This is a genomic window from Bradyrhizobium liaoningense, from assembly GCF_018130825.1.
Lineage (GTDB): Bacteria > Pseudomonadota > Alphaproteobacteria > Rhizobiales > Xanthobacteraceae > Bradyrhizobium > Bradyrhizobium liaoningense_B.
Genome location: NZ_JAFCJS010000004.1, coordinates 627,398 through 651,750, shown reverse-complemented (window position 1 = coordinate 651,750; position 24,353 = coordinate 627,398). Strand labels below are relative to the sequence as shown.

Below are 24,353 nucleotides of genomic sequence, written 5' to 3'. Positions count from 1 at the left end.
GGAGGATAGTTTGAAGACCTGGTTCATCAGCGGCAGCTCTCGCGGGCTTGGGCGTGCTATCACGGAAGCGGCACTCGCCGCGGGCGACCAGGTGGTTGCCACTGCGCGGACGCTCGGACCGCTCGAATCGTTGCGGGAACGTTTCGGCGAAAGACTGCGGCTCGCAACGCTCGACGTCACGGATGAAGCTGCCGCGCAAGCAGCCATCGCGCTCGCTGTGACGACGTTCGGTGGCCTCGATGTGGTCGTGAACAACGCCGGCTATGGTGACCTCGGATCGGTCGAGGACACGAGCCTCGTTTCGTTCCGACGGCAGATCGAGGCCAACTTGATGGGTACCATCATCGTCACCAAGGCGGCGATTCCCGTACTGCGCCGGCAACGTCGCGGGCATATTGTGCAGGTCTCGTCCGTCGGCGGCCGGATCGGCGCTCCGGCGCGCGCAGCCTATTCGGCCGCGAAATGGGGAATCGAGGGCTTTTCGGAATCGCTTGCGCGCGAGATGGCCCTGATCGGCGTGCATGTGACGATTGTCGAGCCCGGCGGCTTCCGGACGGGCTTCGCCCAGGCCGCACATGAAACTGATGAAGGTCGTCCGGAGTATGACGCGGTCGTCGGCGCCGCCGTCAGGATGCAGCGTGATTACGATGGCCGCCAGCCGGGCGACCCGGGCAAGGCGGCTGACGTCGTGTTGAAGCTTGCGAACATGGATCGACCGCCTCTGCGCATCGCGCTCGGGAGCGACGCGGTCAACGCTATCGCAACGACGGACCGGCAACGTCTCGAAGAGTTGGAGAGGTGGCGCGCACTCAGCGTCTCCACGGACTTCTGAACGTCGGTGCGCTTCACTCCGCCGCCACCATCTGCTGCGTGCGCCACTGGCCGAGCAGGGCGCGCAGCGAGGCCGGCTTCACCGGCTTGTTGAGCACCGCGATCTTTTCCTCGCGCGCGGCCTGTTGCACGGCGGGGCTGCGGTCGGCGGTGATCAGGATCGCTGGAATGGCATCGCCGAAGCGGCGGCGGACGTCGCGGATCGCGGCGATGCCGTTGCCGCGGTCGAGGTGATAGTCGACGAGCAGGCCGGTGACGCGCTTGCCGGCGGCCTCGATCGCGGCGATCGCGGCTTCGGGATCGGCGACCGCAATCACCTCGGCGTCCCAGGCCTTCAGGAGCGTGCGCATGCCGTCGAGGATCGCGGCATCGTTCTCGATGCAGACGATCAGCGCGCCCGCGATCGGCGTGCGCGCCAGCGGCGTGGCGCTGGTGACGGCGGCGGTGAGGGTGATCGCTTTCGCCGTCGGCACCGTCACCGAGAAGACCGAGCCGCCGCCGGTATTGGAGCCGATCGCGATGCTGTGGTTGAGCACGCGCGCCAGACGTTCGACGATCGACAGCCCGAGGCCGAGGCCGCGCGCGATCCGCGCGCCTTGCTCCAGGCGGTGGAATTCCTTGAAGATCTCGCCGCGCTTGACCGGCGGGATGCCGACGCCGGTGTCGTAGACGCAGATCTTGAGCGAGGCGCCCTGGCGGCGACAGCCGACCAGCACGCGGCCGCGCGGGGTGTATTTGATCGCGTTGGAAATCAGGTTCTGGAGCAGGCGCCGCAGCAGCAGCCGATCCGACTGCACCGGCAGCGAGCAGGGCACGAAGGCGAGGTTTAGGCCCTTGGCGCGCGCGATCGGCGCGAACTCGATCTCCAGCGAGCGCATCAGATCGGCCATCTTGAAGCTCGAGATCGAGGTCGCCATCGCGCCGGCATCCAGCCGGGAGATGTCGAGCAGTGCGCCGAGGATCTCCTCGATGGCCTGGAGCGACTCGTCGATGTTCTCGACCAGCCGCGTCTCCTCGCCGCTGTGCTGGCGCTCGACCAGGCTCGTGACATAGAGCCGGGCCGCGTTCAGCGGCTGGAGAATGTCGTGGCTGGCGGCGGCGAGGAAGCGCGTCTTGGAGATGCTGGCATCTTCCGCCGTGCTCTTGGCCAGCGCGAGTTCCGAGTTCAGCCGGGTCAATTCCTCGGTGCGGTCGCGCACGCGCTTTTCCAGCGTCGCGTTGGCGCGCTCCAGCGCTTCCGCCGCCTCGAAGGTCGGCGTGACGTCGGTGAAGGTGATGACGAAGCCGCCGCCGGGCATGCGGTTGGTGAGCACCTCGATCACCATGTGGCGTTCCGGCAAGCGCTCGAGATAGGGCTCGCTGTCGGTGGTGTAGGCCACGAGCCGCTGCTCGATCATCGCCTCGCGGTCGGCCTGGTTGTCCGGATCGCTTACGCCCATGAATTCCAGGATTTCACGCAAGGGCGTGCCGAACTGGATGAAATGCGGGGGGACGTTGAGGAGGTCGCCGAACTGGCGGTTGGAGCAGATCAGCTGCAGGTCGGCATCGAACACCGCGATGCCCTGGCGGACATGATTGAGCGCGGTCTGGAGGATCTCGCGGTTGAAATGCAGCGCCGCATGGGAATCGTCGAGCAGCTTCAGCGCGGCTTTCGCGGAGACGGTCCGTTTGCGCAGCAGCAGCGACATCACGAGGCGCGAGGAGGCCGCGCCGATCGACGAGGCGATCAGGTGCTCGGCGTGCTGCAACAGCTCGAAATCGGCGGGTGCCCCGGGCTCGAGCCGCACATTGCGCCGCGCCGAGAAGGCATCGAAGGAATGCCGGGCGCGGTCGGGCCCGAGATATTGCGCCACCGTGCTCTGGATGTCCTGCACCGTGACGGTGGTGCGCCAGCGGCGGAAGCTCGGGGAGATCGGGGCGAGCGTGTTGGGCACGAACAGATCGGCCTGCACCAGCTCGATCGACGACGGCCGTCGCGCCAGCGAGAGCAGCACATAGGTGAGGATGTTGAGCGATAGCGACCAGATCACGCCGTGCATCAGCGGCGGCAGGTCGGCGCCGAACAGCGCCTGCGGCCGCAGCGCCTCGATGCCGAACGGACCGTGCTGGAGCCACAGGATGCCGGTCGTGGAGGAATCCATGAAGCTCGGCATGAACAGCGTGTAGAGCCACACCGCAAAGCCGACCAGCATGCCGCCGATCGCGCCGCGCGCGGTCGCGCGCCGCCACAACAGCCCGCCGAAGAAGCTCGGCGCGAGCTGGGCGATGGCGGCAAAGGACAGCAGGCCGATCGCGGCGAGCTGGGTGTTGCCGAGCGCGCGATAGTAGAAATAGGCCATCACCATGATGGTGAAGATCGCGAGCCGGCGCGAGCGCAGCAGGAAGTCGCTGAAATCGGCGCCGCCGGTGCGTCCCTCCGGCCGCCGCTGCAGCACCAGGGGCACCACGAGGTCGTTCGAGACCATGATGGAGAGCGCGACGCATTCGACGATGACCATCGCGGTCGCTGCCGACAGGCCGCCGACGAAGACGGCGACGCTGAGCAGATCCGCGCCGCCCTCCATCGGCAGCGCCAGCACGTACATGTCGGGCTCGGCCGCGCCGAACGGGAAGGTGACGAGGCCGGCGAGCGCGATCGGGATCACGAACAGGTTGATGGCGACGAGGTAGAGCGGGAACAGCCAGCGCGCGCGGCCGACCTCGGCATCGCTGGAATTCTCCACCACGCTGACGTGGAACTGGCGCGGCAGCAGCATGACCGCGCACAGCGACAGCAGCGTCATGGTCAGGAAGTTACCGATCGACGGTGAATAGTTGATCGCGCGCACCGCCTCCGGCGTCTTCATCGCCCGTTCGAACAATTCATGCGGCGAGAACATCCAGAAGGTGACGAAGATGCCGGCGGCGAGGAAGGCGACCAGCTTGACGATGGATTCGGTCGCCACCGCCAGCATCAATCCGTGCTGGTGCTCGGTCGCATCGGTCTGCCGCGTGCCGAACAGTACCGCGAAGGCCGCCATCGCCAGCGTCACCATCAGTGCCATGTCGCCGAGGATCGGGATGTGGGAGAAAGCCTGGTCCTCGCTCAGGATCGTCTCCAGCGAGGAGGCGACCGCCTTGAGCTGGAGCGCGATGTAGGGCACCGAGCCGATGATCGCGATCAGCGCCACGGTCGCCGCCACCGCCTGGCTCTTGCCGTAGCGCGCGCCGATGAAGTCGGCGATCGAGGTGATGTTGTGGGCTTTCGCAAGCTGGATCACGCGGCGGAGCACACCGGCGCCGAGCCCGATCATCAGGATCGGGCCGACATAGATCGCAAGAAAGTCGGTCGAGGTGCGGGTGGCGAAGCCGACCGAGCCGAAGAAGGTCCAGGAGGTGCAGTAGATCGCCAGCGACAGCGGATAGATCAGCCCTGACGCGCGGCCGGGTCCGGCGAGCGAGCGGCGGTCGCCATGGCTCGCCACCAGGAACAGAAAGCCGATATAGCCGAAGGCGGCGGCGATCACGCCCCAGTCGTGCAGCATGGCGAGCGCGCTTCTCCCTGGGCGCGGATGCGCCCGGTCTCATTTTCCCTGTAAATCTAGCGCGTTGCAGGGACGCAAGCGACAGCGAAATGCCGTGCGGGGGGAGGAACTGGGGTTGTCGTTAAGGTGCCAACCCTAACGTCGTCCTGGCGAAAGCCAGGACCCATAACCACAGGACGTGGTTATGGGCACGCAGGCGCCACAGCGAGCTACAACAATCCGCAGTTGGGGTAACGGGTCCTGGCTTTCGCCAGGAGGACGATCACTCCGCGGCCAGCGACTTCTGCTGCAGCGGCAGGCCGAGGCGGTCCCACACCTGCAACAGGGCCTCGGCGAGCTGATCGATCAGGCCGTCATCGTGATAGGGCGAGGGCGTGATGCGCAGGCGTTCGGTGCCCTTGGGCACGGTCGGGTAGTTGATCGGCTGGATGTAGATGCCGTGCTCTTCGAGCAGGAGGTCGGAGGCCTGCTTGCACTTCTCGGGATCGCCGACGAACAGCGGCACGATGTGGGTGTCGGTCGACATCACCGGCAGGCCGGCGGCGCTGAGGATCGCCTTGACGCGGGCGGCGCGGTCCTGGTGGCGCTCGCGCTCCCAGTTCGAGGTCTTCAGATGCTTGATTGCGGCGGTCGCGGCCGAGCAGATTGCCGGCGGCAGCGCGGTGGTGAAGATGAAGCCCGGCGCGTAGGAGCGCACGGCGTCGATGATCTGGCCGTTGGCGGCGATGTAGCCGCCGAGGCAGCCGAATGCCTTGGCGAGCGTGCCTTCGAGGATGTCGATGCGATGCATGACGCCATCACGCTCGGCGATACCGCCGCCGCGCGGGCCGTACATGCCGACCGCGTGAACCTCGTCGACATAGGTCATCGCGCCGTATTTCTCGGCGAGATCGCAGATCTTGGCGAGCGGAGCGACGTCGCCGTCCATGGAATAGAGGCTCTCGCAGGCGATCAGCTTCGGCCGGCTCGGGCCCGCAGCCTTCAACTGCGCTTCGAGGTCGGCGAGGTCGTTGTGGCGGAACACGACGCGCTCGCAGCCGGACTGGCGGATGCCCTCGATCATCGAATTGTGGTTGAGCTCGTCCGACAGGATCAGGCAGTTCGGAATGAGCTTGGCGATGGTCGCGATGCCGGTCTGGTTCGAGACATAGCCCGAGGTGAACAGCAGCGCGGCTTCCTTGCCGTGGAGGTCGGCGAGCTCGGCCTCGAGCTGCACCAGCGGATGATGCGTTCCGGCGATGTTGCGGGTGCCGCCGGCGCCGGTGCCGACGCGGGTCGCGGTCTCGACCATGGCGCCGACCACCTTCGGGTGCTGGCCCATGCCGAGATAGTCGTTGGAGCACCAGATCACGACGTCGCGCTTGCCCTTCGGCGAATGCCAGACCGCGTGCGGGAACCGGCCCGCCGTGCGCTCCAGATCGGCAAACACGCGATAGCGCCGCTCGGAGTGGAGACGATCGAGGGCGGAATTGAAGAACTGGCTGTAATCCATCGGCAAAACCTGAGACGGAACTGACCAAAAGGGCCGCATCTTCTTAGAGCTTTTCCAGCTCCAATGTCTATGCGCTATCCCACATTTGGCCGTGTGGGGCATTTGGGCAAAATGCCCTATCGTGCGATTTCAAACTTGATCCGGATCAAGCTCGCGCGAGAGGTAATGTTGCTTTGCACCATGCGCCGAGGCCCCCGGTCTATCCGGCCTTCGCCTTCTTGCGCGGCTCGCTGCGCACGTCCTTGGCCGTAACGGGCTTCAACCAATCCGAATTGCGCAAGGCGTGCGTCACGCAATCGTGGATGTGGGTGTGCAGCACCTTGTTCGCGCCCATGGCATCGCGCTTCAGCGCCAGCTCCTTGAGCTCGCGATGTTCGGCGGCCGCCATCTCGCCGCGAAACACCACGGCGATCATCTGGTAGCGCAGATAGCGGTCGTAGACCGCGGCGTGCGCATCGAGCAGCACCCTGGAGCCGCAGGCCGCGACGAGCGCGCGGTGAAACTGGAAATCGCACTGTTTCCAGCTCTCGGCGTCGGACCGCTCGCCTGACAGCAGCATCCGCTCCATCGCGGCAAGCTTGTGATGCGCCGAGACGATGTGCGCCTCCCAATCGAGATCGCCGGCCGCAAATGACTTCTCGATCATGTGGCCTTCGAGCAGCTCGCGCAGCTCGGCGATCTCCTGGAATTCCGCCGCCGAGATCGGCGCCACTTCGAAGCCGCGCTGGCCTTCGGCGACGACGAATCCTTCCGAGCACAGCCGGTTCAGCGTCTCGCGCAGTGTCGAGATGCTGGTGCCGTAGGCGCTGCTCATCCGCTCAAGCTTGAGCTTCTGACCCGGCGTCAGCTTGCCGAAGATCAGGTCGGTGCGGATCCGGCGATAGGCGCTGTCGCCCACGGTCTCGGCGGTCGTGTCGGGAAGGGTGTCCATGCCTCATCCTAGCGCTTTGGCCCCGCGTTTTGACAAATTTCCAAGCTTTATCAAGCGTTTCTTTTAATATCATACAAAACAAAAAATATCAGTTGATTTATATTTCGTCATATAACAGTTTCCCGCTCCTAAGAACGAGATCAAACAGGGAGGGGGCGATGCCCGTTCGGTTCAAAGGTCTGGCTTTCGTGGCGGCGATCGGCCCGGTCGCCCTGGGCGTAATGGCGCCGGCGTCTGGGCAGGCCATTCAGGAGCGCACCATCCGCTGGGGGCACCTCAACAACACCGACCATCCCGTCAGCAAAGGCGTGCAGAAATTCGCCGAGATCGTCGCGGCCAGGAGCGGCGGCAAGATCAAGGTGCGCGAATACCCCGCCAACCAGCTCGGCAGCGAGATGCAGCAGCAATCGGCGCTGCGCGCCGGCACCCAGGAGATGCAATCGCCTGCGACAACCTCGCTGGTCGGAATCGTCAAGGATTACGGGCTGATCGATTTCCCCTTCATCGTCTCGACCCCGCAGCAGGCCGATGCGCTGCTCGACGGTCCGCTCGGTGCGGCGCTGCTGGCAAAACTGCCGGAGAAGGGGCTGGTCGGTCTCGCCTATTGGGATCTCGGCTTCCGCAACGTCACCAACAGCCGGCGTCCGATCGCCAAGGGCGAGGACCTCGACGGCATCAAGATCCGCGTGATCCCGAACCCGGTCTATCTGGAGACCTTCAAGGCGTTCAACGCCAACCCGGTGCCGATGAGCTTTTCCGAGCTCTACAGCGCGCTGGAGACCCGCACCGTCGACGGCCAGGAGAATCCATTCTCGGTGATCCTGTCGAACAAGTTCTACGAGGTGCAGAAGTATCTCAGCGTCACCAACCACACCTATTCGACCAACATCATCCTGATCTCCAAGAAGTTCTGGGATGGGCTCTCGCCCGACGAGCAGAAGATCCTGCAGGACGCCGCGATCGAGGCCCGTGACTACCAGCGCAAGGTCAGCCGCGAGCAGGCCAAGGCCGCGATCGACGAGCTCAAGGCCAAGGGCATGGAGATCAACGAGATCGCGCCGGCCGAGCTCGAGCGCATGCGCGTGAAGACGAAGCCGATCGCGGAGAAATTCTCCGCCGACTACGATCCCGCGCTCGTCAAGCTGTTCAACGGCGAGCTCGACCGCGTGCATGCGCTCAAACCTTGAGCGCGGCGGGCCGGGCGTGATGAAGACGATCGTCGATGCCTATTTCTGGCTGCTGCGTGCCGTCATTGCCGTACTGCTTGCCGCCATGGTCGTGCTGGTGTTCGGCAACGTGGTGCTGCGCTACGGATTCAACTCCGGCATCGCCGTCTCGGAGGAGCTGTCGCGCTGGCTGTTCGTCTGGATGGTGTTCCTGGGCGCGATCATCGGCATGAAGGAGCATGCCCATCTCGGCGTCGACAGCCTCGTCAAGGTGCTGCCGCCGCTCGGCCGCAAGGTCTGTTACGGCCTCAGCCATGCGCTGATGCTCTACGCTTCCATCCTGCTGACGGAGGGCTCGTGGAAGCAGACGGTGCTGAACTGGGACACGGTGGCGCCGGCCTCGGGCCTCTCGGTCGGCCTGTTCTATGCCGCGGGCATCGTGTTCGGCGCCTCCTCCTGCGTGATCATCGTGTACGAGCTGTACCGGCTCCTGACCGGGCAGATCGCCGATGCCGATCTCATCGCCATCAGCGAGTCCGAGGAGCTCGCGCATTCTCCCGACGCCGCCGGCGGAAAGCTCCAGGGATGACCGTCGCCGTCTTCACCTTCTCGCTGCTCGGCGCCATGGCGATCGGCATGCCGATCGCGTTCGCGCTGATCGTCTGCGGTATCGCGCTGATGACGTATCTGGCGATGTTCGATTCCCAGATCATCGCGCAGAACGTCGTCAACGGCGTCGATTCCTTCCCGCTGATGGCGGTGCCGTTCTTCATCCTCGCCGGCGAGGTGATGAACACTGGCGGTCTCGCGCGCCGGATCCTCAATTTCGCCATCGCGCTGGTCGGGCATTTCCGCGGCGGCCTCGGCTATGTCGCGATCCTCACCTCCTGCATCCTGGCCTCGCTGTCGGGGTCGGCGGTCGCGGACGCCGCGGCGCTCGGCGCGCTGCTGGTGCCGATGATGGCCGCGGCCGGCCACAACCGCGCCAGTGCGGCCGGGCTCGTCGCGGCTGGCGGGATCATCGCTCCCGTGATTCCGCCCTCGATCGGCTTCGTCATCTTCGGCGTCGCCGCCAACGTCTCGATCTCGAAACTGTTTCTGGCCGGCATCGTGCCCGGCCTGCTGCTAGGCGTCGGCCTGTGCGTCGCCTGGTGGTGGGTGGTGCGCAAGGAGAACCCGGTGCGCCTGCCACGCAAGAGCGTCGCCGAGGTCTGGCGCGCGCTGATCGACGGATTCTGGGCCTTGATGCTGCCGATGATCATCATCTTCGGCCTGCGTTTCGGCATCTTCACGCCGACGGAAGCCGCCGTCGTCGTCGCGGTCTATTCGCTCGTCGTGGCGATGGGCGTCTATCGCGAGCTCAGGCCGGCGCAATTGCCGGCGCTGCTGGTCTCGACCGCGCAGACCACGGCCGTCGTGATGTTCCTGGTCGCCGCCGCGCTGGTGTCGTCCTGGTTGATCACGGTCGCGGAAATCTCCGACCAGATCGTCGCGCTGGTCAAGCCGTTCGCGGGCAACCAGACGCTCCTCACCATCGTCCTGATGATCATCGTGGTCATAGTCGGCACCGCGCTCGACATGACGCCGACGATCCTGATCCTGACGCCGATCCTGATGCCGATCGTCAAGCAGGCCGGCATCGACCCCGTCTATTTCGGCGTGCTCTTCATCATCAACAACGCAATCGGCCTGATCACGCCGCCGGTCGGCGTCGTGCTCAACGTGGTCGCCGGTGTCTCCCGCGTCTCGATGGACGATCTGATTCGCGGCGTCTGGCCCTTCATGATCGCGCAGCTGGCTGTGCTAGCCTTGCTGACGCTGTTTCCCGTTCTCGTCACCGGCCCGGCCAAGTGGTTCGGCGGCTAACCCTCAAAAGGACCTTCCATGAAGCGCGTGATGATCCTCAACGGTCCCAACCTCAACATGCTCGGCATCCGCGAGCCGCACATCTACGGCACGACGACGCTCGCAGAGGTCAATGCGAGCTGCGAGGACGCCGCCGCCAAGCTTGGGCTCAAGCTCGCCTTCCACCAGTCCAACCATGAAGGTGTGCTCGTTGATCTGATCCAGTCGGCGCGGCAGGATGCCGATGCGATCGTCATCAATCCGGCGGGCCTGTCGTTCACCTCGGTCTCGATCATGGACGCGATCAAGATATTCGAGGGGCCGGTGCTGGAAGTGCACATCTCCAACATCCACGCCCGCGACGAGTATCATCGCCACTCGAAGATCTCGTTCGTGGCAACGGGCGTGATCTGCGGTCTCGGGCCGTTCGGCTACATCGCGGCGCTGCACGCGATCGCGAATATGAAGTGAGATGTTAGCCGCGACGGCGGCGCGCTCCCTCGCCCCGTTCTTACGGGGAGAGGGTTGGGGTGAGGGGCTGTTTCGGCAATGATGGTGAGAGTTGGACTCGTGGAGAGTCCCCCTCACCCGGTCGCTTCGCGACCGACCTCTCCCCGCAAGCGGGGCGAGGTGAAGCACCGCTCACGTCGTCCGGAACTGCAGCACGCCGTCCTTCGTCTCGGCCGTCAGCCGGCCCTCGACGATCATGTAGTTGACATGGGCGACCAGCTCGCCGGCGGCAAAGCCCATCTGGTGTTCGTCAAGCACGTGCTTGTTGAACACCACGGGCACCAGTTCTCGCGAGGTCTTCGGCACCTCGCGGCAGGCGTCCGCGATCAGGCGGCAGCGCTCCTCATGGTGGTCGGCGAGCTGCTTGATGCGGGTCTTGAGGCCGTAAAACGGTACGCCATGGCCGGGCAGCACTAGCAGATCATAGGGCAGGGTGGTGGTGAGGCTCGCGAGCGAGGCCAGATATTCGCCGAGCGAGTTCTGGTCGGGCTCGACCGCCCAGACGCTGACGTTCGGCGAGATCTTGCTCAGCACCTGGTCGGCGGAGAGGAACAGCTTGTCGTCGGCGCAATACAGCATCACCTGGTCGAGCGCGTGGCCGCCGCCGGTGATCACCTTGAAGCGGCGCGGCCCGATCACGATCTCGTCGCCATGCGAGATGCGGCGGTAGGATGGCGGCAGCACCGACACCTGCTTGAGATAATCCTGGCCGCGGCCGAGCAGCTTTTCGGTGAGCGACTCGTCCATGCCGTGACGGCGGAAGAACAGGCGCTGCGCGTTGCGACGCTCCTCGGTGCCGCGGTTCTGGTGATAGACCGATTGCAGATATTCGACCTGCGACATCACCAGCGGGCAGTTGAAGCGCTCCACGATCCAGCCCGCAAGCCCGACATGATCGGGGTGCGAATGGGTGACGATCAGGCGCGTGATGTTGACGCCCTTCAGGGGGCCGTCGAACAGTTTCGTCCAGGCCTCGATCGTCTCCTCGTTGCCGAAACCGGCATCGACCATCGCATAGCCGTCGCCATCGGCGAGCAGATAGATGTTCACGTGGTTGAGGCGGAACGGCAGTTTCAGCCGCGCCCACAACACGCCGGGCCTGATCTCCACGACCTCTTCGGGGCCGGGATGCTGTTCCCAGGGATAGCGCAGGGCCTCGGCGGAGGACTGCACGGTGTCGGTTTTCGAATGCATGCACTATCGGTACCCGCACATGGGGCGGGACGCCAGCCGAAAAAAGGCGGGCCGTGGTCTCCGCATGGCCGGCATACCGGACGGATTTTTCCGCGTGCCGGTTGAAGCCTGCCAAAACGCAGTCATTCCGGGGCGCGCGAGCGCGAACCCGGAATCCGGAGATTGTCGCGCGAGATTCCGGGTTCGGCGCTACGCGCCGCCCCGGAATGACGATCACGCCGCCCGCATGTTGTTGAGGAACGCGTCGATCTCTCCGCGCAGCATGTCGGCTTCGCGGCGGAGTGCGTCGGAGGCGCCCAGCACTTCGCTTGCCGCCGCGCCGGCTTCGGCGGAGGCGGTGGAGACGCCGACGATGTTGCTGGAGACCTCGCTGGTGCCGCCGGCCGCATGCTGGATGTTGCGGGCGATCTCGCGGGTGGCCGCGCCCTGTTCCTCGACCGCCGCCGCGATCGTGGTGGTGACGTCGTTGATCTCGCCGATGATCCGGCCGATGCCCTGGATGGCGCCGACCGCAGAGGTCGTGACCTGCTGCATGCTGGCGATCTGGGTGCGGATTTCTTCCGTCGCCTTGGCGGTCTGGCTCGCGAGGCTCTTCACCTCGGAGGCGACCACCGCAAAGCCGCGGCCGGCCTCGCCCGCGCGGGCCGCCTCGATGGTGGCGTTCAGCGCGAGCAAATTGGTCTGCGAGGCAATGGTCTGGATCAGGTCGACGACGACGCTGATGCGGCTGGCGCTGTCGGCGAGGCTCTGCACGGTGGTGTCGGTGGCGCCGGCCTCGTCGACCGCCTTCTTGGCGATCGCGGCCGAGGTCACCACCTGCTTGCTGATCTCCTCGATCGAGGACGAGAGCTGCTCGGTGCCTGACGACACGGTCTGCACGTTGACCGAGGTCTCCTCCGCGGCGGAGGCGACCGCGTTCACCAGCGCGTTGGACTGGTCGGCGGTGGTCGACATGCTCTGCGCGGTTGACTGCATCGAATTGGCCGATTGCGCCAGATTGTCGAGCGCGGTGCGCACCGTGCCCTCGAAGTCGGCGATCCTGGATTCCATGCGGGCGGCACGCTCGGCCTTGGCCGCGCGGTCCTTGTCCTGCTCGCCGGCGAGCGCGCGGGCTTCGACCATGCTGTCGCGGAACACGGTCAGCGTGTCGGTCATCGCGCCGATCTCGTCATTGTGCTTCGAGCGCGCGATCTCCGTGCCGAGGTCGCCGGCCGAGAGCTGCTGCATGGCGCGCTGCAGACCGGTGATACGGCGCAGGATGTTGCGGCCGACATAGAGCCAGACGAACAGGGCCGAGCCGACCAGCATCAGCGCGCCCAGCGCCAGCATGACCGTTGTGGCGAGCGAAATCTCCTGCCGCGCCTGGGAGGTCGAGGCGTTGGTTTCCTTCTGCACGCCGTCGACGAGCTGCTGCACGCTGATGCCGAGGCCGACATTGAGCTTGCGCGTCTCGTCCAGGATGGTCTGGCCGTAGTCGATGGAGTCGAGCTCCTTCTCACGCAGATTGAACACGCCGGTCTTGCCGTTGCCGAGCGCGAGCAGCTTTTCCGCCGTCGCGCGCAGCATCTTGTTGCCCTCATTGTCCGGCAACAGATCGAGGTTCGAGCGCAGGCGTCCCTGTGCTGTCTTGAACTCCTTCTGGATGTCGTCGAGCTTGTCGCTGGTGTTCGCCGACAGCGCCGCGCTCATGTTGGCGGCTGCGAGATTGCCGCTGGCAACGACGTTGCCGAGCTGGCCGACGGTCTGCGCAGCTTCGGTGGCATCTTCGGCCGACAGGTTGGCCGAGCCGAGAATGGCGTTGACCCGGGTCTGCGCCTCCAGCATCGCCGGACTGGCCGCGCCGACGAACGCGCCCTGCGCGCTGCGCAGCGCGTCATATTGCTTGTCATGAAGGGCCGCGATGTCCAGCCGTTCGCGGGCGGCCTTGGCCAGGCTCTGGGCCGCCTCGTTGATGCTCTTCATGGTCTCGCTGAGTCCGGCGACGACCGCCTTGTCGCCGCCGAGCTCGATGATCTCGTTGAGCTTCTGCTGCGTCTGCTCCTGCAATTCCCTGAGCTTCTTGGTGCGCTCGTTCAGGGCTTCCTCACTCTGAGCCGCGAGCAGGGCCGGTCCCTGCGCCGCAAGGCTCGCGCTCAAGGCCGACAATTGCAGGCTGGCGGCGAGGCGCGGAATGTCCCGCCCGCTCAGCTCAATCATGCGCCCGCCGAGATTCTGCAGCGCGAGGCCCGCGCCGGCCGCGATCACGAGGCCCATGCCCGCGATCACCGCGAAGGCGGTGAACAGGCTGCCGCGCACGCCCCATTGTGGCTTTTTGAAACCAGGCTTGAATCGACCAAGCAAACGGCCAGCGCCCAGACGGATCGCCATCGAAATTCCCCCACGCTCTTGCTTCTGTTTTGTGGCGGGCAGTATCGGCAGGGCCGGTTAAAAAATCGCAATTGGCGCAATTGCTTGCATTGGTTGCGCGGTTCCGCACAGCGAAAAAGGAAGGGCCGGCGAGATCGCCGGCCCTTGGTCGGATTGAGGTTCTGTCAGCCGATCAGTAGCGCGCGACGGCGGGGCTCGCCCAGTTGAAGCGGTAGTTGAGGCCGGCCTTGACCGTGTGGTCGTCGGTGGTGAAGTTGCCGGTACCCGCCAGCGGGCCGCCGGTGAAGTGCGCGTCGCCGAAATTGTAATACTGGTACTCGGCCTTGGCCGACCAGTTCGGGGCGAACATGTATTCGAGGCCGGCGCCGATGGTGTAGCCGTTGCGGTGATCGCCATCGATGACGAAGGCGGTCGGCACGCCGCCGACGGTCACCTTCTCGTTGTTGTCGGAATAGGCGTAGCCGCCCTTCACGTAGACGAGGCCCGGGCCCCAGGTGTAGCCGACGCGGCCGGTGATCGAGCCGAGGCCACGCTGGTCGTTGGTGTAGGCGACGCCGCCCGGGAACACCGCACCGACGCTGCCGGACAGCCAGGAATACTGGCCTTCGACGCCGACCACGAAGTTCGGGTTGAGCTGCCAGTCCGCACCGACCTGCACGCCGCCGAGGAAACGGCCGTTGCCGTTGTTGCCGGTGGAAAGGCCGTTGAAATTGTTGTCGCTGGAGAAGGCGCCGCCGAGGTGGCCGCCGATGTAGAAGCCGGTCCAGTTGTAGATCGGCGCGGCGTAGGCCGGCGCGGGCGTCTTGTAATAGTTGCGGTTACCGAGATCGGCACCGATCGCCGGCGCGGCAGCGCCCGCCACCAGCAGCGCCACGGTCGCAAACAGAATCTTCTTCATAGTCTTGAACTCCAACACGTAAGGTCCCCGGCTGGCGCGTTCAGCGCCGTCGTTGGTTTTGCAGATAGCTCGCTTTTGACGAAAATGCTGTCACATCCGTGGCACTGCGGCAGCCAACCTAACTTATTGGGTTGCAATTGATTTTTGTGCTTAATGCCAGCTTAAGAAATGCTGAAGGAAGGCTTAATTTTGCGCAAGCCGGTGAGCTTGCGTGCGCCTTTCGTTAACCAAGGCGCCGCAGCACTTCGTCGCGCATTTGCGCGCGGAACGCTGCGCGCTTGGCCGGCCGGTCCTGCTCGCGCACGTCGTGGCGATCGAAGATGTCGAACTTCTCCAGGATCGGATAGCGCTCGCTCGCCATCGCGAGCACGCGCAGCACCTTGGTCGCCGACGGCGTCGGGCCGCTCACCTCCCAGCGCCGGATGGTGTCGGCCCCGCCCTTCTCCGGCAACCCGCAGAGCTTGGCCATGTCGGCTGCCGTCAGCTTGCGCTCGATGACGTCGGAAAGGTCGCTGCGAAGCTGCTTCAGTTCGGGGCCGGTCATGTCACTCGCGTCCAGGAAGTCGTCCAGGCAATGCACTAGCGCTGATTCGGGTCCATCCGAAGGCCGCGCGCCCGGCTGCGGCACCTTCGCGCGCGCACGGAGTTATGAACGGGAGGCCTATGGAAATCGTCCGACGTATGGTCAGATGAGCAAAGGGGCATCCCAACGACTGAGGGATCAGCCATGACCAGTATCAGGCTCGCCATCACCGCATTCATCACCGCCGGACTGCTTGCCGCGCCCTTCGCGGCTGAAGCGAAGAAGGCCCGCTCGAGCAGACATTACAGCACAACCGTGGTGGGTCCGACCTATAGCGGTGCCGGGGCGCCAATTGCGCAGCCCAGGGCGGCTTACGGCTCATCTGGACAGACGGTCGGCACGGTCACGGCGCCATCGATCGGAACGTATAATTGGCCGTCGGTCGGCGTGACCAACGCGGTTCCGACCTGGAGCAATACCACGAGATAAGCGCGCCCATGCGGGTCAACGTGTCCCGGTCGCCAGACCGGAGAGCAGGTACAGCGCGACCAGCAAGGTGACGACAGACAGCATCGTCGTCACCGAAACCGTCGCCGCGACCAGTTTCTCCTCGACCTTGTGCTCGTGCGCCAGGACGTACACGGTCTTCGCCGTCGGCACGGCGGCGCATATCACGGCGGCGACGGTGTAGAGCGCGTTGAGGCCGGTGATCACACAAAGTCCGTAGACGATCAGCGGCATGACCACGAGCTTCACGGCCGCGAGCGCGAACGATGCCTTCAGGCTGGACCGCAGGCCTTCGACCGACAGGCCGAGCCCGATGGCAAACAGTGCGCAGGGCGTCAGCGCGGCCGCGATCATGTTGAGATAGGCCGCGACCGGCGCCGGAATCGGCAGGCCCGTGATCGCCCAGACGAGACCGATAAGCGTCGACAGCACCATCGGATTGAGCAGGATCTGCCTCGCGAGGCCCGCGGACTGCGCGGACGAGCCGCGCGCGTCCCTTTCCAGCAGGATGACCGTGATCGGAAACATCACGGCCGCGACGAACACCGTCGCCACCGCAGCCGGCAGCACGGCGGGCTGGCCGTAGATCGCGTGCAGGATCGGCAGCGCCACGAAGCCGGTATTGGTCATCGCCGCCGCCATGCCATGGATCGTGCTGCTGGCGAGATCGTGCTTTCCGCCGGCGCGGACCGCCAGGAAGACCAGCGCGAAGCAGACGAGGGAGCCGCCGCCGAAGGCGAGCAGGAAACGCCATTCCAGCAGATTGCGCGCCGGCTCCTGCGCGATCGTGACGACCAGCAGCGCCGGCATCGCCACGTTGTAGGCGAAGTGCACCAGCGCGTCTGCCAGCGATCGTGAGAGATAGCCGAGCTCGCCCGCAAGCCAGCCGGTGACGATGATTGCGAATACGGGAAGAACGAGGCTCGCGACTTCCATCCGGCTCCCCCTTGCTGCCAATGGCCGCAACGAGAGGTTACCCCGGCGATGGAGTGCCGTCACTGCCTTGCGCGAGCCGCTTCCGGCACGAAAGTCCTTGGGGGTAGCGGGCCGCCGGCCCTAGATGCCCCTGCCGCCCTGCTGACCGATCACGCAGCGCCATCCGGCCAGGCGCTCGGCCGGATGCTGGTTCATCCATTCGGCGAGCTGCGGCGCACCCATCAGACAAGACTGCATCGACACATTGGCGAAGTCCGACGTTGTGACGATCTGCTCGTGGCAGTTTCCCGGAGCGGCGAGGCTACACAGAACCGCGATGATCTTGATCACGCCAGGTTTCCCGCATCGCCGCTGGCGGTCGCGCGGCTGATCGTCGCCTTGTCGTGCCGCTCGCCGGCCGGATCAGCCGGGAAGATGCTGTCATAGATCGCGCGTGCCTCCTGGATGAGGCGAACGCGTTCGCGCTCGGATCGCGAGACAAACTGAATAACCTGGCCCATGTCGGCTCCAAATAGATCGGCAAATCCATCATCAGATGATGGAAATCATTCCATGCGCATATGGGGTGCAGGCTTCAGGTTTGCAGCTGTGCGGGCGGTCACGAGGGATAAAAAGCCCGTGACTGCTTCGTTGCGGGAGCGGAACGGGATACCGGAGCGAAGCACCCCGCTCTCACGCCGCCGGCGCGCGCTCCTTCCGCCCGGGCACTGCCGCGAGCAGCTCGCGCGTATAGGCATGCTCGGGCGCGGCGAAGAGCTGCGCAGTCGGCTTCAACTCGACGATGGCACCGCGCTGCATCACCGCGATGCGGTCGCAGATCTGCGCTGCGACCCGCAGATCGTGGGTGATGAACAGCATCGACAGACCGAGGCGCGCCTTGAGATCTTCGAGCAGCTTCAACACCTGCGCCTGCACGGAGACGTCGAGCGCGGAGACGGCTTCGTCGGCGACGATGATCTCGGGCTCGAGCGCGAGTGCGCGGGCGATGCCGATGCGCTGGCGCTGGCCGCCGGAGAATTCGTGCGGATAGCGTTCGAGTGCGCCGGCATCCAGGCCCACCATCTTCAGCAGATCGCGGGCGCGGTCGAACGCCACCTTCGGATCGGTGCCGGCCGCGATCGGGCCATCGGCGATGATATGGCCGACCTTGCGCCGCGGATTGAGCGAGGCGAACGGATCCTGGAAGATCATCTGGATGCGATGACGCTCGGCGCGCAGCGCCTTGCCCGAAAGCTGCGTAAGATCGGTCTCGCCGATCCGCACCGTGCCGCGGTCGGCCTCGATCAGCCGCATCACGAGACGCGCCACCGACGACTTGCCGGAGCCGGATTCGCCGACGAGGCCGAGCGTCTCGCCCTTGAGGATGTTGAAGTTGACCTCGCGCGCGGCATCGACGCGGCGGTCCTCGCGAAACCAGCCGCCGGAGGTGACATAGGTCTTGTCCAGCCCGATCACTTCGACCGCTCTGGCTTGGTCGTCCAGCGGCGCGCGCGCCGGCGGGTCCATCGACGGCACGGCGGCGAGCAATGCCTTGGTGTAGTCGTGCTGCGGCTCGCTGAAGACAGTCGCGGCGGGGCCCTCCTCGACGACCTTGCCGTGGCGGAGCACCACGACCTGATCGGCGATGTCGGCGACGACGCCAAAGTCATGGGTGATGAACATCACCGCCATGTTGCGGTTGCGCTGCAGGTTGCGGATCAGTTTAAGGATCTGCGCCTGCGTGGTGACGTCGAGCGCAGTGGTCGGCTCGTCCGCGACCAGCACCGCGGGCTCGAGTGCGAGCGCCATCGCGATCATGGCGCGCTGGCGCTGGCCGCCGGAGAGCTGATGCGGATAGGCGCGCACGATTCTTTCAGGGTCGGGCAGGCCCACCTCGCGCGCCAGCGACAGCGCCTTGGCGCGCCGCTCCTTCGGCGTCAGCAGGCCGTGGGCCTCGAACATCTCTGCCATCTGGTCGCCGATCCGCATCAACGGATTGAGCGCGGTCATCGGCTCCTGGAAGATCATCGCCAGACGGCGGCCGCGCAGGTCGCGCCAGCCGTCGTCGTCGAGCTTGAGCAGGTCGCGGCCCTCGAACTGGATCTCGCCGGAGGCGACCGACACCGTGTCCGGCAACAGCCCCATCAGCGCATGGGCGCACATCGACTTGCCGGAGCCGGACTCGCCGACGACGCAGACGATCTTGCCGGGCCGCAGATCCAGCGAGACGCCGTCGACGGCGAACGGACGCTCGGCGCCTTTCGGCAGCGCGATTCGCAGATTCTTGATGGAGACGGCGGGCGGGGCGGTCATCATCAGCGGCCCTCCCGCGACAGGCGCGGGTTGAGCGCGTCGTTGAGGCCTTCGCCGATCAGGTTCAGCCCGAGCACGGAGATCAGGATGGCGACGCCGGGGAATACGGTGATCCACCAGGCCTGACGGATCACGGTGCGGCCGGCGCCGACCATGTAGCCCCATGAGATCAGGTTGGGATCGCCGAGGCCGAGGAAGGCCAGCGAGGATTCCAGGAGGATCGCGGTCGCCACCATCAGCGAGGCCAGCACGATCACCGGTGACAACGCGTTGGGCAGGATCTCGCGCAGGATGATCCAGGTGTTGCTCTGGCCGGTGACGATTGCGGCCTGGACATATTCGCGCGTACGCAACGACAGCACCTCGCCGCGCACGAGACGAGCGACCGGCGGCCAGCTCACCACCGCGATCGAGGCCACGATCGAATAGATCGAGGGCTGCAGGATCGCGACCAGCACAATGGCGAGCGCGAAGCTCGGAATGGTCTGGAAGAACTCGGTGAAGCGCATCAGGGCGTCGTCGACCTTGCCGCCGAAATAACCGGCCATGGCGCCGATGGGGACGCCGACCACCAGCGCGACCAGCGTCGAGACGAGGCCAACGAGGAGTGACACGCGGGCGCCAAAAATCATGCCGGCGAACACGTCGCGGCCGAGCGCGTCGGTGCCGAGCGGCACGGTCGAAAGCGTGAACGGCGGCAGGAACGGCCGCTGCACCATGCGCCAGGGCGAGTTCGGGAACAGCATCGGTCCGAATACCGCGACCGAGATCGCGAGGAGGAGGATGACGAGCCCGATGACGCCGCTGGGGCTCTTCAGCATCGATTTCCAGAACTGTTTCATGTGGCGTATTCGATGCGCGGATCGACCAGTCGATAGACGAGGTCGGTGATGAGGTTGAAGATCAGGACCATGGCCGAGCAGATCACGAACACGCCGAGCAGCAGATTGTAGTCGCGCTGCAGCAGTGCGTCGTACATCAGCCGCCCGATGCCCGGCCAGGCGAACACGGTCTCGGTGATGACTGCGCCGCCGATCAGCGTGCCGGAATGCACGCCGGCAAGCGTCACGACCGGCAGCAGCGCGTTGCGCAGCACGTGGCGACGCTGGATCACGGCATCGGAGAGGCCCTTCGCGCGCGCCGTCTTGACGAAGTCGAGCCGCTTCACCTCGAGCATCGAGGCGCGGGTCATGCGGGTGTAGGTCGCCATGAAGAACAGGCCGAGCGTCATCGCCGGCATGATCAGGTGCTTTGCGACGTCCACGGCGTGGGCGAGGCCGGTGAGGTTGGCGCCGACCGTCTCGTAACCGAAGCTCGGCAGCCAATCCATGGTGACCGAGAACAGGAGGATGCCCATCAGCGCCACCCAGAAGATCGGCATGGCGTAGAAGATCAGCGCGAACACGGTGATGCCGGTGTCGAGGAACGTTCCGGCGAAGCGCGCGGCGAATGTGCCGAACAGGATGCCGAGCATCAGCGAGATCGCGAAGGCGGTCAGCGTCAGCAGCAGCGTCGCCGGCAGCCGTTCGCCGATCAGCCTGGCGACCGGCGCCTGCTGGCGGAAGGAGAAGCCGAGGTCGAGGGTGGCGACGCCCTTGACGTAGATGAAGAGCTGCTCGGGCAGCGGCTTGTCGAGGCCGAACTTCTCCCGGAGCTGCTTGACGAAGACCTGGTCGCTGGCGCCGGCCTCGCCCGCCATTACGATCGCGGGGTCGCCGGGCGCCAGCCGGATCAGGAAGAAATTGAGGACGACGATCGCGAGCAGGACGATCACGCCCTTCACGACACGCTGAGCGACGAAGGAGAGCATCTAGTGAGTCATATTGGTGATGTGACCTGGAGCCACGGAGAGGGTTGAGGTGAGGGGGACTCTCCGCGAGCGTATCAGCAGTTGGACTCGTGGAGACTCCCCCTCACCCGAATGTGCGCTATGCGCACATTCGACCTCTCCCCGCAGGCGGGGAGAGGTGAAGAAGGAAGGGCTCACTTGTCGAGCCATGCGTCCTTGAAGCCGTCGTTGACCCCGATCCCCGTGGTGATCAGGTTCTTGACCTTGCAGCGCGTGATGGTCGGGAATTGCAGCTCCAGCATCCAGGCCACCGGCACGTCTTCGACCAGGATCTTCTGCGCCTTGTCGTAGATCTCCTTGCGCTTGGAATCCGGGGTCGCGGTCGCGCCGTCGGCGAACAGCTTGTCGATCTCCGGGTTGGAGTAGCCCTCGACGTTGTTGAAGACCTGTCCCTTCGCGATGTTGCTGGAGATATAATTGCGGCCGACGCCGAGCGCGGGATCGCCATACTGGTAGAGATAGGTGAAGGCGATGTCGTAGTCCCAGTCGCCGATCTTCTGATTGCCGCCGGCAACGTCGGTGGCGATCGTCTCGATGTTCATGCCGACGTCCCGGAGGTTCTGCTTCACCGCTTCACCCCAGCGCTGCCAGGTCTCGCCATAGGCGAGCGGCAGCAGGCGGATCTTCTCGCCCTTGTAGCCGGCTTCCTTCAGCAGCGCCTTGGCCTTGGCCGGATCGTAAGGGTATTTTTTCACGTCATCGGTGTAGAACTTGATGGTCGAGGCGGACGGGCCGGTCGCAACCTTGCCGAGTCCGTTCCAGATCACGTCCTTGGCGAAATCGCGGTCGATCGCGTACATGACCGCCTGCCGCACCCGCTTGTCGGCGAGCGGACCCTGGCGGTTGTTCAGCCATAGCCAGGAGAGCGGCGAGAAGAACTCCCAGCCGGCGCCGGTGACGCAGGTGTCCTTCAGCTTGGACAGCCGCGGCACGTCGAAATTCTCGACCGAGCCGCCGGGCAGCACGTCGACCTTGCCGGTCTCATACGCCACCGAGCGCGCGGCCGCGTCGGGGATGATCTGCCAGTAGATCTCGTCGAGATAGGGCTTGCCTTTTTCGTGGTAGTTCGGGTTCTTGACCAGGCGGATGAACGAGCCCTTCTGCCACTCCTTGAACATGAAGGGGCCGGTTCCGACGGGCGCGTTGTTGTAGGGGTTGGTCTTCCAGTCGGTGCCTTCATAGAGATGCTTCGGCACCATCGGCATCGAGCCGACCTCGAAGATGCCGAGGAACGGGCCGAACGGCTGCTTCAGCGTGAAGACCACCGTATAGTCGTCCGGTGTCTCGATCTTGTCGACCTGCGCCAAATTGGTGCGGGCACGCGCATGCGTCTGCTTCAGCATCTCCATCGAGAACAGGACGTCGGCGGCGGTGAAGGGTTTGCCGTCATGCCAGGTCACGCCCTTCTTGAGCTTGAAGGTGTAGGTCTTGGCGTCCTCGCTGACGCTCCAGCTTTCGGCAAGCTCCGGCAGCGGCTCGAGCTTGGGGCTGTAGCGCAAGAGGCCCTCGAAGATGTTGCCCGACACCATCTGGGTCGGGCCGTTCTGGACCTGCGCAAGCATCAGGCCGGGCGGCTCGGGCTGGATCACGGCATTGATCACGCCCCCCGTCTTCGGCTCTTGCGCCAGCGCCGGGGCCGTGAGGCCGCAAGCGAGGAGGAGACCAAGCAACACGCGTTTTGGCATATCGTATCTTTCTCAAGCGCGGTCAGCCGTAAACGCTTCGCGACGTCCTCGCGCGCAAAGCGACGGCCGGCCCATCCCAGTCCCCATCCACGAACGAGGCTCACACAGTCTCATTCGGCGCCGCAAGATGAAAGTCTCGACAGGGTTCGCACAAAAAATGTACAGCGCGTCCTGTTTTCACTTGATTCATCCTCCTGTCACGGAGACAAGTCCGCCATGGACAACGCCACGCGCTCCGAACGGTCCCGCAACGCTGCGCTCGAAGCGGCCATCGCCATCATCGCGCGCGACGGGCCTGGCCGACTGACGCTCGATGCGATCGCGCGCGAGAGCGGCCTCAGCAAGGGCGGGGTGATGCACCAGTTCCGCACCAAGGAGGCTGTGCTCAAGGCATTGCTCGAGCGGCAGATGGCGCATTTCGAGGAGTTCTCGACTCATTATATGGCGAAGGTGCGCGCGACCTCGGCCAATCCCAATCTGGCGACCCAGCTTGCCACGATCAGGGAAGCGGCGACTACGCCGAATTCCGCCGCGCTGGCCCTGGTTGCGGCCATGGTCGAAAATCCCAGCCTGATGGCGCTGCCGCGCGAACTCGAGATGAAGAGGATGGCGGCGATCAAGGAAGAAGCCGCCGACCCGGATCTCGCGATGTTGCGCTGGGCCGGCGCGCTCGGACTGCTGCTGAGCTCGTTGTTCGGCATGTCACCGCTCAGCAAGGACGAGCACCAGCGGCTGTTCGCGCGCCTGCTCGACGACGGGCAGTGGACCGGCCTCGAACGGCCGGCCACGAAGCGTGCCGCAAAATCCGGAGCGGCATCGGCGGCAAAGGCTGCAACCCCGCGCAAGCGCGCCTGATTCATCGTTAACGAATTCCAACCGGACGCTGCCCAAAACCGCGCCTGCGGCCAAATGTGTCAGGTCGCCGTTTTGCGACTTTACAAACCAACTGGTCGGTTTTATAACTGGAAACACTGAGACGGCCCGAGGGATCCGAAAAGGCCCCGGACGATGCCTTGGGCCGGCAATGGTGAGCGCCGCAGCCGTGTCTGGTCCCAAGCGCGGCTGCGGTCGTCATTGCAATTTCAAAGGTTGGCCTTCCAAAGAAGCCGCAAGAGGAGTCTGGAATGGATCGCTCGATCGCCCTGCGCGGTCTGGGAACGCTGGTGCTTTGCGTCGCCTCGGCCGGCTGCGCCACGGTCGCGCCCGTGCCCTATTCGGAGATGGCGTCCTCGGCCTACATGGCGCCGGACAAGTCGGACAGCTCCGGCCGCGTGCCCTACCGCTATTCCACGCCGGTCGATTGGCGCTCATATAATAAAGTGATCCTCGATCCCGTCGTGGTCTATCGCGGCAAGGATCATCAGTTCGGCGACATGTCCGACAAGGACAAGGCGACACTCGCCGCCTACATGCAGAATTGTTTCGCCGAGCGGCTGCGCGGCCGCTTCGCCCTGGTGCGCGAGCGCGGGCCGAACACGCTGCGCATCCGGCTGACGCTGACCGGCGCCGTCACCAACACGCCGGTGCTCGGCACGCTCTCCCGCTTCGACATGGCCGGCGCGGTCTACAACGGCGTGCAGGCGGCACGCGACGGCGAGGGCATGCTGACCGGCTCGGTCATCTACGGTGTCGAGATCTTCGACGCTTCGACCTCACGCCTGATCAGCGCCTACGTCACCAAGCAATACCCCGGCGCCTACGACATCAAGGCCAGCGTCGGCGCGCTCGCGGCTGCCACCGCAGGCCTCGACAAGGGCGCCGACGCGCTGATGGCGCAACTGAACTGACGCGCCCCCCTGCTCA

22 protein-coding genes are annotated in these 24,353 nt (G+C 65.2%); 8 read left to right on the top strand and 14 right to left on the bottom strand.

Features of this window, described 5'->3' with window-relative positions; all coding sequences use genetic code 11:
- Positions 1-10 precede the first annotated feature (10 nt).
- Positions 11-832, top strand: a complete 822-nt coding sequence (locus tag JQ603_RS21695; protein ID WP_212342382.1) for an SDR family NAD(P)-dependent oxidoreductase — start codon at positions 11-13, stop codon at positions 830-832.
- A gap of 13 nt (positions 833-845) precedes the next feature.
- Here JQ603_RS21695 and JQ603_RS21690 read toward each other — a convergent pair whose 3' ends face one another.
- From JQ603_RS21690 to JQ603_RS21680, 3 genes are all read right to left on the bottom strand, one after another.
- Positions 846-4,355, bottom strand: a complete 3,510-nt coding sequence (locus tag JQ603_RS21690; RefSeq protein ID WP_212342380.1) for a PAS domain-containing hybrid sensor histidine kinase/response regulator — start codon at positions 4,353-4,355, stop codon at positions 846-848.
- A gap of 262 nt (positions 4,356-4,617) precedes the next feature.
- Complete coding sequence (hemA, locus tag JQ603_RS21685) at positions 4,618-5,847, bottom strand: 5-aminolevulinate synthase (protein WP_212342378.1); 1,230 nt, start codon at positions 5,845-5,847, stop codon at positions 4,618-4,620.
- 199 nt (positions 5,848-6,046) lie between these two features.
- The gene (locus tag JQ603_RS21680) at positions 6,047-6,778 is read right to left on the bottom strand and encodes a GntR family transcriptional regulator (protein ID WP_212342376.1); all 732 of its coding nucleotides are present in this window, start codon (positions 6,776-6,778) and stop codon (positions 6,047-6,049) included.
- Positions 6,779-6,936: 158 nt separating this feature from the next.
- Between JQ603_RS21680 and JQ603_RS21675 the strand changes: the two genes are divergently transcribed.
- From JQ603_RS21675 to aroQ, 4 genes are read left to right on the top strand one after another with little or no spacing between them, the layout of a single operon-like run.
- Positions 6,937-7,965, top strand: a complete 1,029-nt coding sequence (locus JQ603_RS21675; protein WP_212342374.1) for a TRAP transporter substrate-binding protein — start codon at positions 6,937-6,939, stop codon at positions 7,963-7,965.
- 19 nt (positions 7,966-7,984) lie between these two features.
- A complete protein-coding gene (locus JQ603_RS21670; protein WP_212342470.1) occupies positions 7,985-8,533 on the top strand; it encodes a TRAP transporter small permease in 549 nt (182 codons plus the stop codon).
- A complete protein-coding gene (locus tag JQ603_RS21665; RefSeq protein ID WP_212342372.1) occupies positions 8,530-9,810 on the top strand; it encodes a TRAP transporter large permease in 1,281 nt (426 codons plus the stop codon). The genes JQ603_RS21670 and JQ603_RS21665 overlap by 4 nt, the downstream gene beginning before the upstream one ends.
- Positions 9,811-9,828: 18 nt before the next feature.
- Entirely contained in the window at positions 9,829-10,260 is a 432-nt protein-coding gene (gene aroQ, locus JQ603_RS21660) for a type II 3-dehydroquinate dehydratase (protein WP_212342370.1), read from the top strand.
- Positions 10,261-10,431: 171 nt separating this feature from the next.
- On the opposite strand, the gene JQ603_RS21655 is transcribed toward aroQ, so the two are convergent.
- The 4 genes from JQ603_RS21655 to JQ603_RS21640 all read right to left on the bottom strand — a co-directional run bounded on the left by JQ603_RS21655 (position 10,432) and on the right by JQ603_RS21640 (position 15,302).
- A complete protein-coding gene (locus tag JQ603_RS21655; RefSeq protein ID WP_212342368.1) occupies positions 10,432-11,493 on the bottom strand; it encodes an MBL fold metallo-hydrolase in 1,062 nt (353 codons plus the stop codon).
- Positions 11,494-11,706: 213 nt separating this feature from the next.
- Entirely contained in the window at positions 11,707-13,860 is a 2,154-nt protein-coding gene (locus JQ603_RS21650; RefSeq protein WP_212342366.1) for a methyl-accepting chemotaxis protein, read from the bottom strand.
- Between the two features lie 172 nt (positions 13,861-14,032).
- Positions 14,033-14,758 (bottom strand): outer membrane protein, encoded by a 726-nt coding sequence (locus JQ603_RS21645; protein ID WP_212342364.1) that lies wholly within the window; start codon positions 14,756-14,758, stop codon positions 14,033-14,035.
- Between the two features lie 223 nt (positions 14,759-14,981).
- Positions 14,982-15,302 (bottom strand): hypothetical protein, encoded by a 321-nt coding sequence (locus tag JQ603_RS21640; protein ID WP_212342362.1) that lies wholly within the window; start codon positions 15,300-15,302, stop codon positions 14,982-14,984.
- Between the two features lie 183 nt (positions 15,303-15,485).
- Here JQ603_RS21640 and JQ603_RS21635 point away from each other — a divergent pair, with 183 nt between their 5' ends.
- Positions 15,486-15,770 (top strand): hypothetical protein, encoded by a 285-nt coding sequence (locus tag JQ603_RS21635; RefSeq protein WP_212342359.1) that lies wholly within the window; start codon positions 15,486-15,488, stop codon positions 15,768-15,770.
- 15 nt (positions 15,771-15,785) lie between these two features.
- Here the strand turns inward: JQ603_RS21635 and JQ603_RS21630 are convergent, their stop codons facing one another.
- From JQ603_RS21630 to JQ603_RS21600, 7 genes are all read right to left on the bottom strand, one after another.
- Positions 15,786-16,724, bottom strand: coding sequence for an AEC family transporter (locus JQ603_RS21630; protein ID WP_212342357.1), 939 nt, complete (start codon positions 16,722-16,724; stop codon positions 15,786-15,788).
- Positions 16,725-16,844: 120 nt separating this feature from the next.
- On the bottom strand, positions 16,845-17,054 hold the full coding sequence (locus tag JQ603_RS21625; RefSeq protein ID WP_212342356.1) for a hypothetical protein: 210 nt from the start codon (positions 17,052-17,054) through the stop codon (positions 16,845-16,847).
- On the bottom strand, positions 17,051-17,224 hold the full coding sequence (locus tag JQ603_RS21620; protein ID WP_212342355.1) for a hypothetical protein: 174 nt from the start codon (positions 17,222-17,224) through the stop codon (positions 17,051-17,053). Before JQ603_RS21620 ends, JQ603_RS21625 begins: the two co-directional genes overlap by 4 nt.
- A 172-nt stretch (positions 17,225-17,396) precedes the next feature.
- Complete coding sequence (locus JQ603_RS21615) at positions 17,397-19,016, bottom strand: ABC transporter ATP-binding protein (protein WP_212342468.1); 1,620 nt, start codon at positions 19,014-19,016, stop codon at positions 17,397-17,399.
- 2 nt (positions 19,017-19,018) lie between these two features.
- Entirely contained in the window at positions 19,019-19,858 is an 840-nt protein-coding gene (locus JQ603_RS21610) for an ABC transporter permease (protein ID WP_212342354.1), read from the bottom strand.
- Complete coding sequence (locus JQ603_RS21605; protein ID WP_212342353.1) at positions 19,855-20,826, bottom strand: ABC transporter permease; 972 nt, start codon at positions 20,824-20,826, stop codon at positions 19,855-19,857. The genes JQ603_RS21610 and JQ603_RS21605 overlap by 4 nt, the downstream gene beginning before the upstream one ends.
- A 173-nt stretch (positions 20,827-20,999) precedes the next feature.
- Positions 21,000-22,550, bottom strand: a complete 1,551-nt coding sequence (locus tag JQ603_RS21600; protein ID WP_212342352.1) for an ABC transporter substrate-binding protein — start codon at positions 22,548-22,550, stop codon at positions 21,000-21,002.
- A gap of 216 nt (positions 22,551-22,766) precedes the next feature.
- Between JQ603_RS21600 and JQ603_RS21595 the strand changes: the two genes are divergently transcribed.
- Positions 22,767-23,405, top strand: coding sequence for a TetR/AcrR family transcriptional regulator (locus JQ603_RS21595; protein ID WP_212342351.1), 639 nt, complete (start codon positions 22,767-22,769; stop codon positions 23,403-23,405).
- Positions 23,406-23,674: 269 nt separating this feature from the next.
- Positions 23,675-24,337: a DUF3313 domain-containing protein gene (locus tag JQ603_RS21590; RefSeq protein WP_212342350.1), complete on the top strand. Its 663-nt coding sequence runs from the start codon at positions 23,675-23,677 to the stop codon at positions 24,335-24,337.
- Positions 24,338-24,353 lie beyond the last annotated feature (16 nt).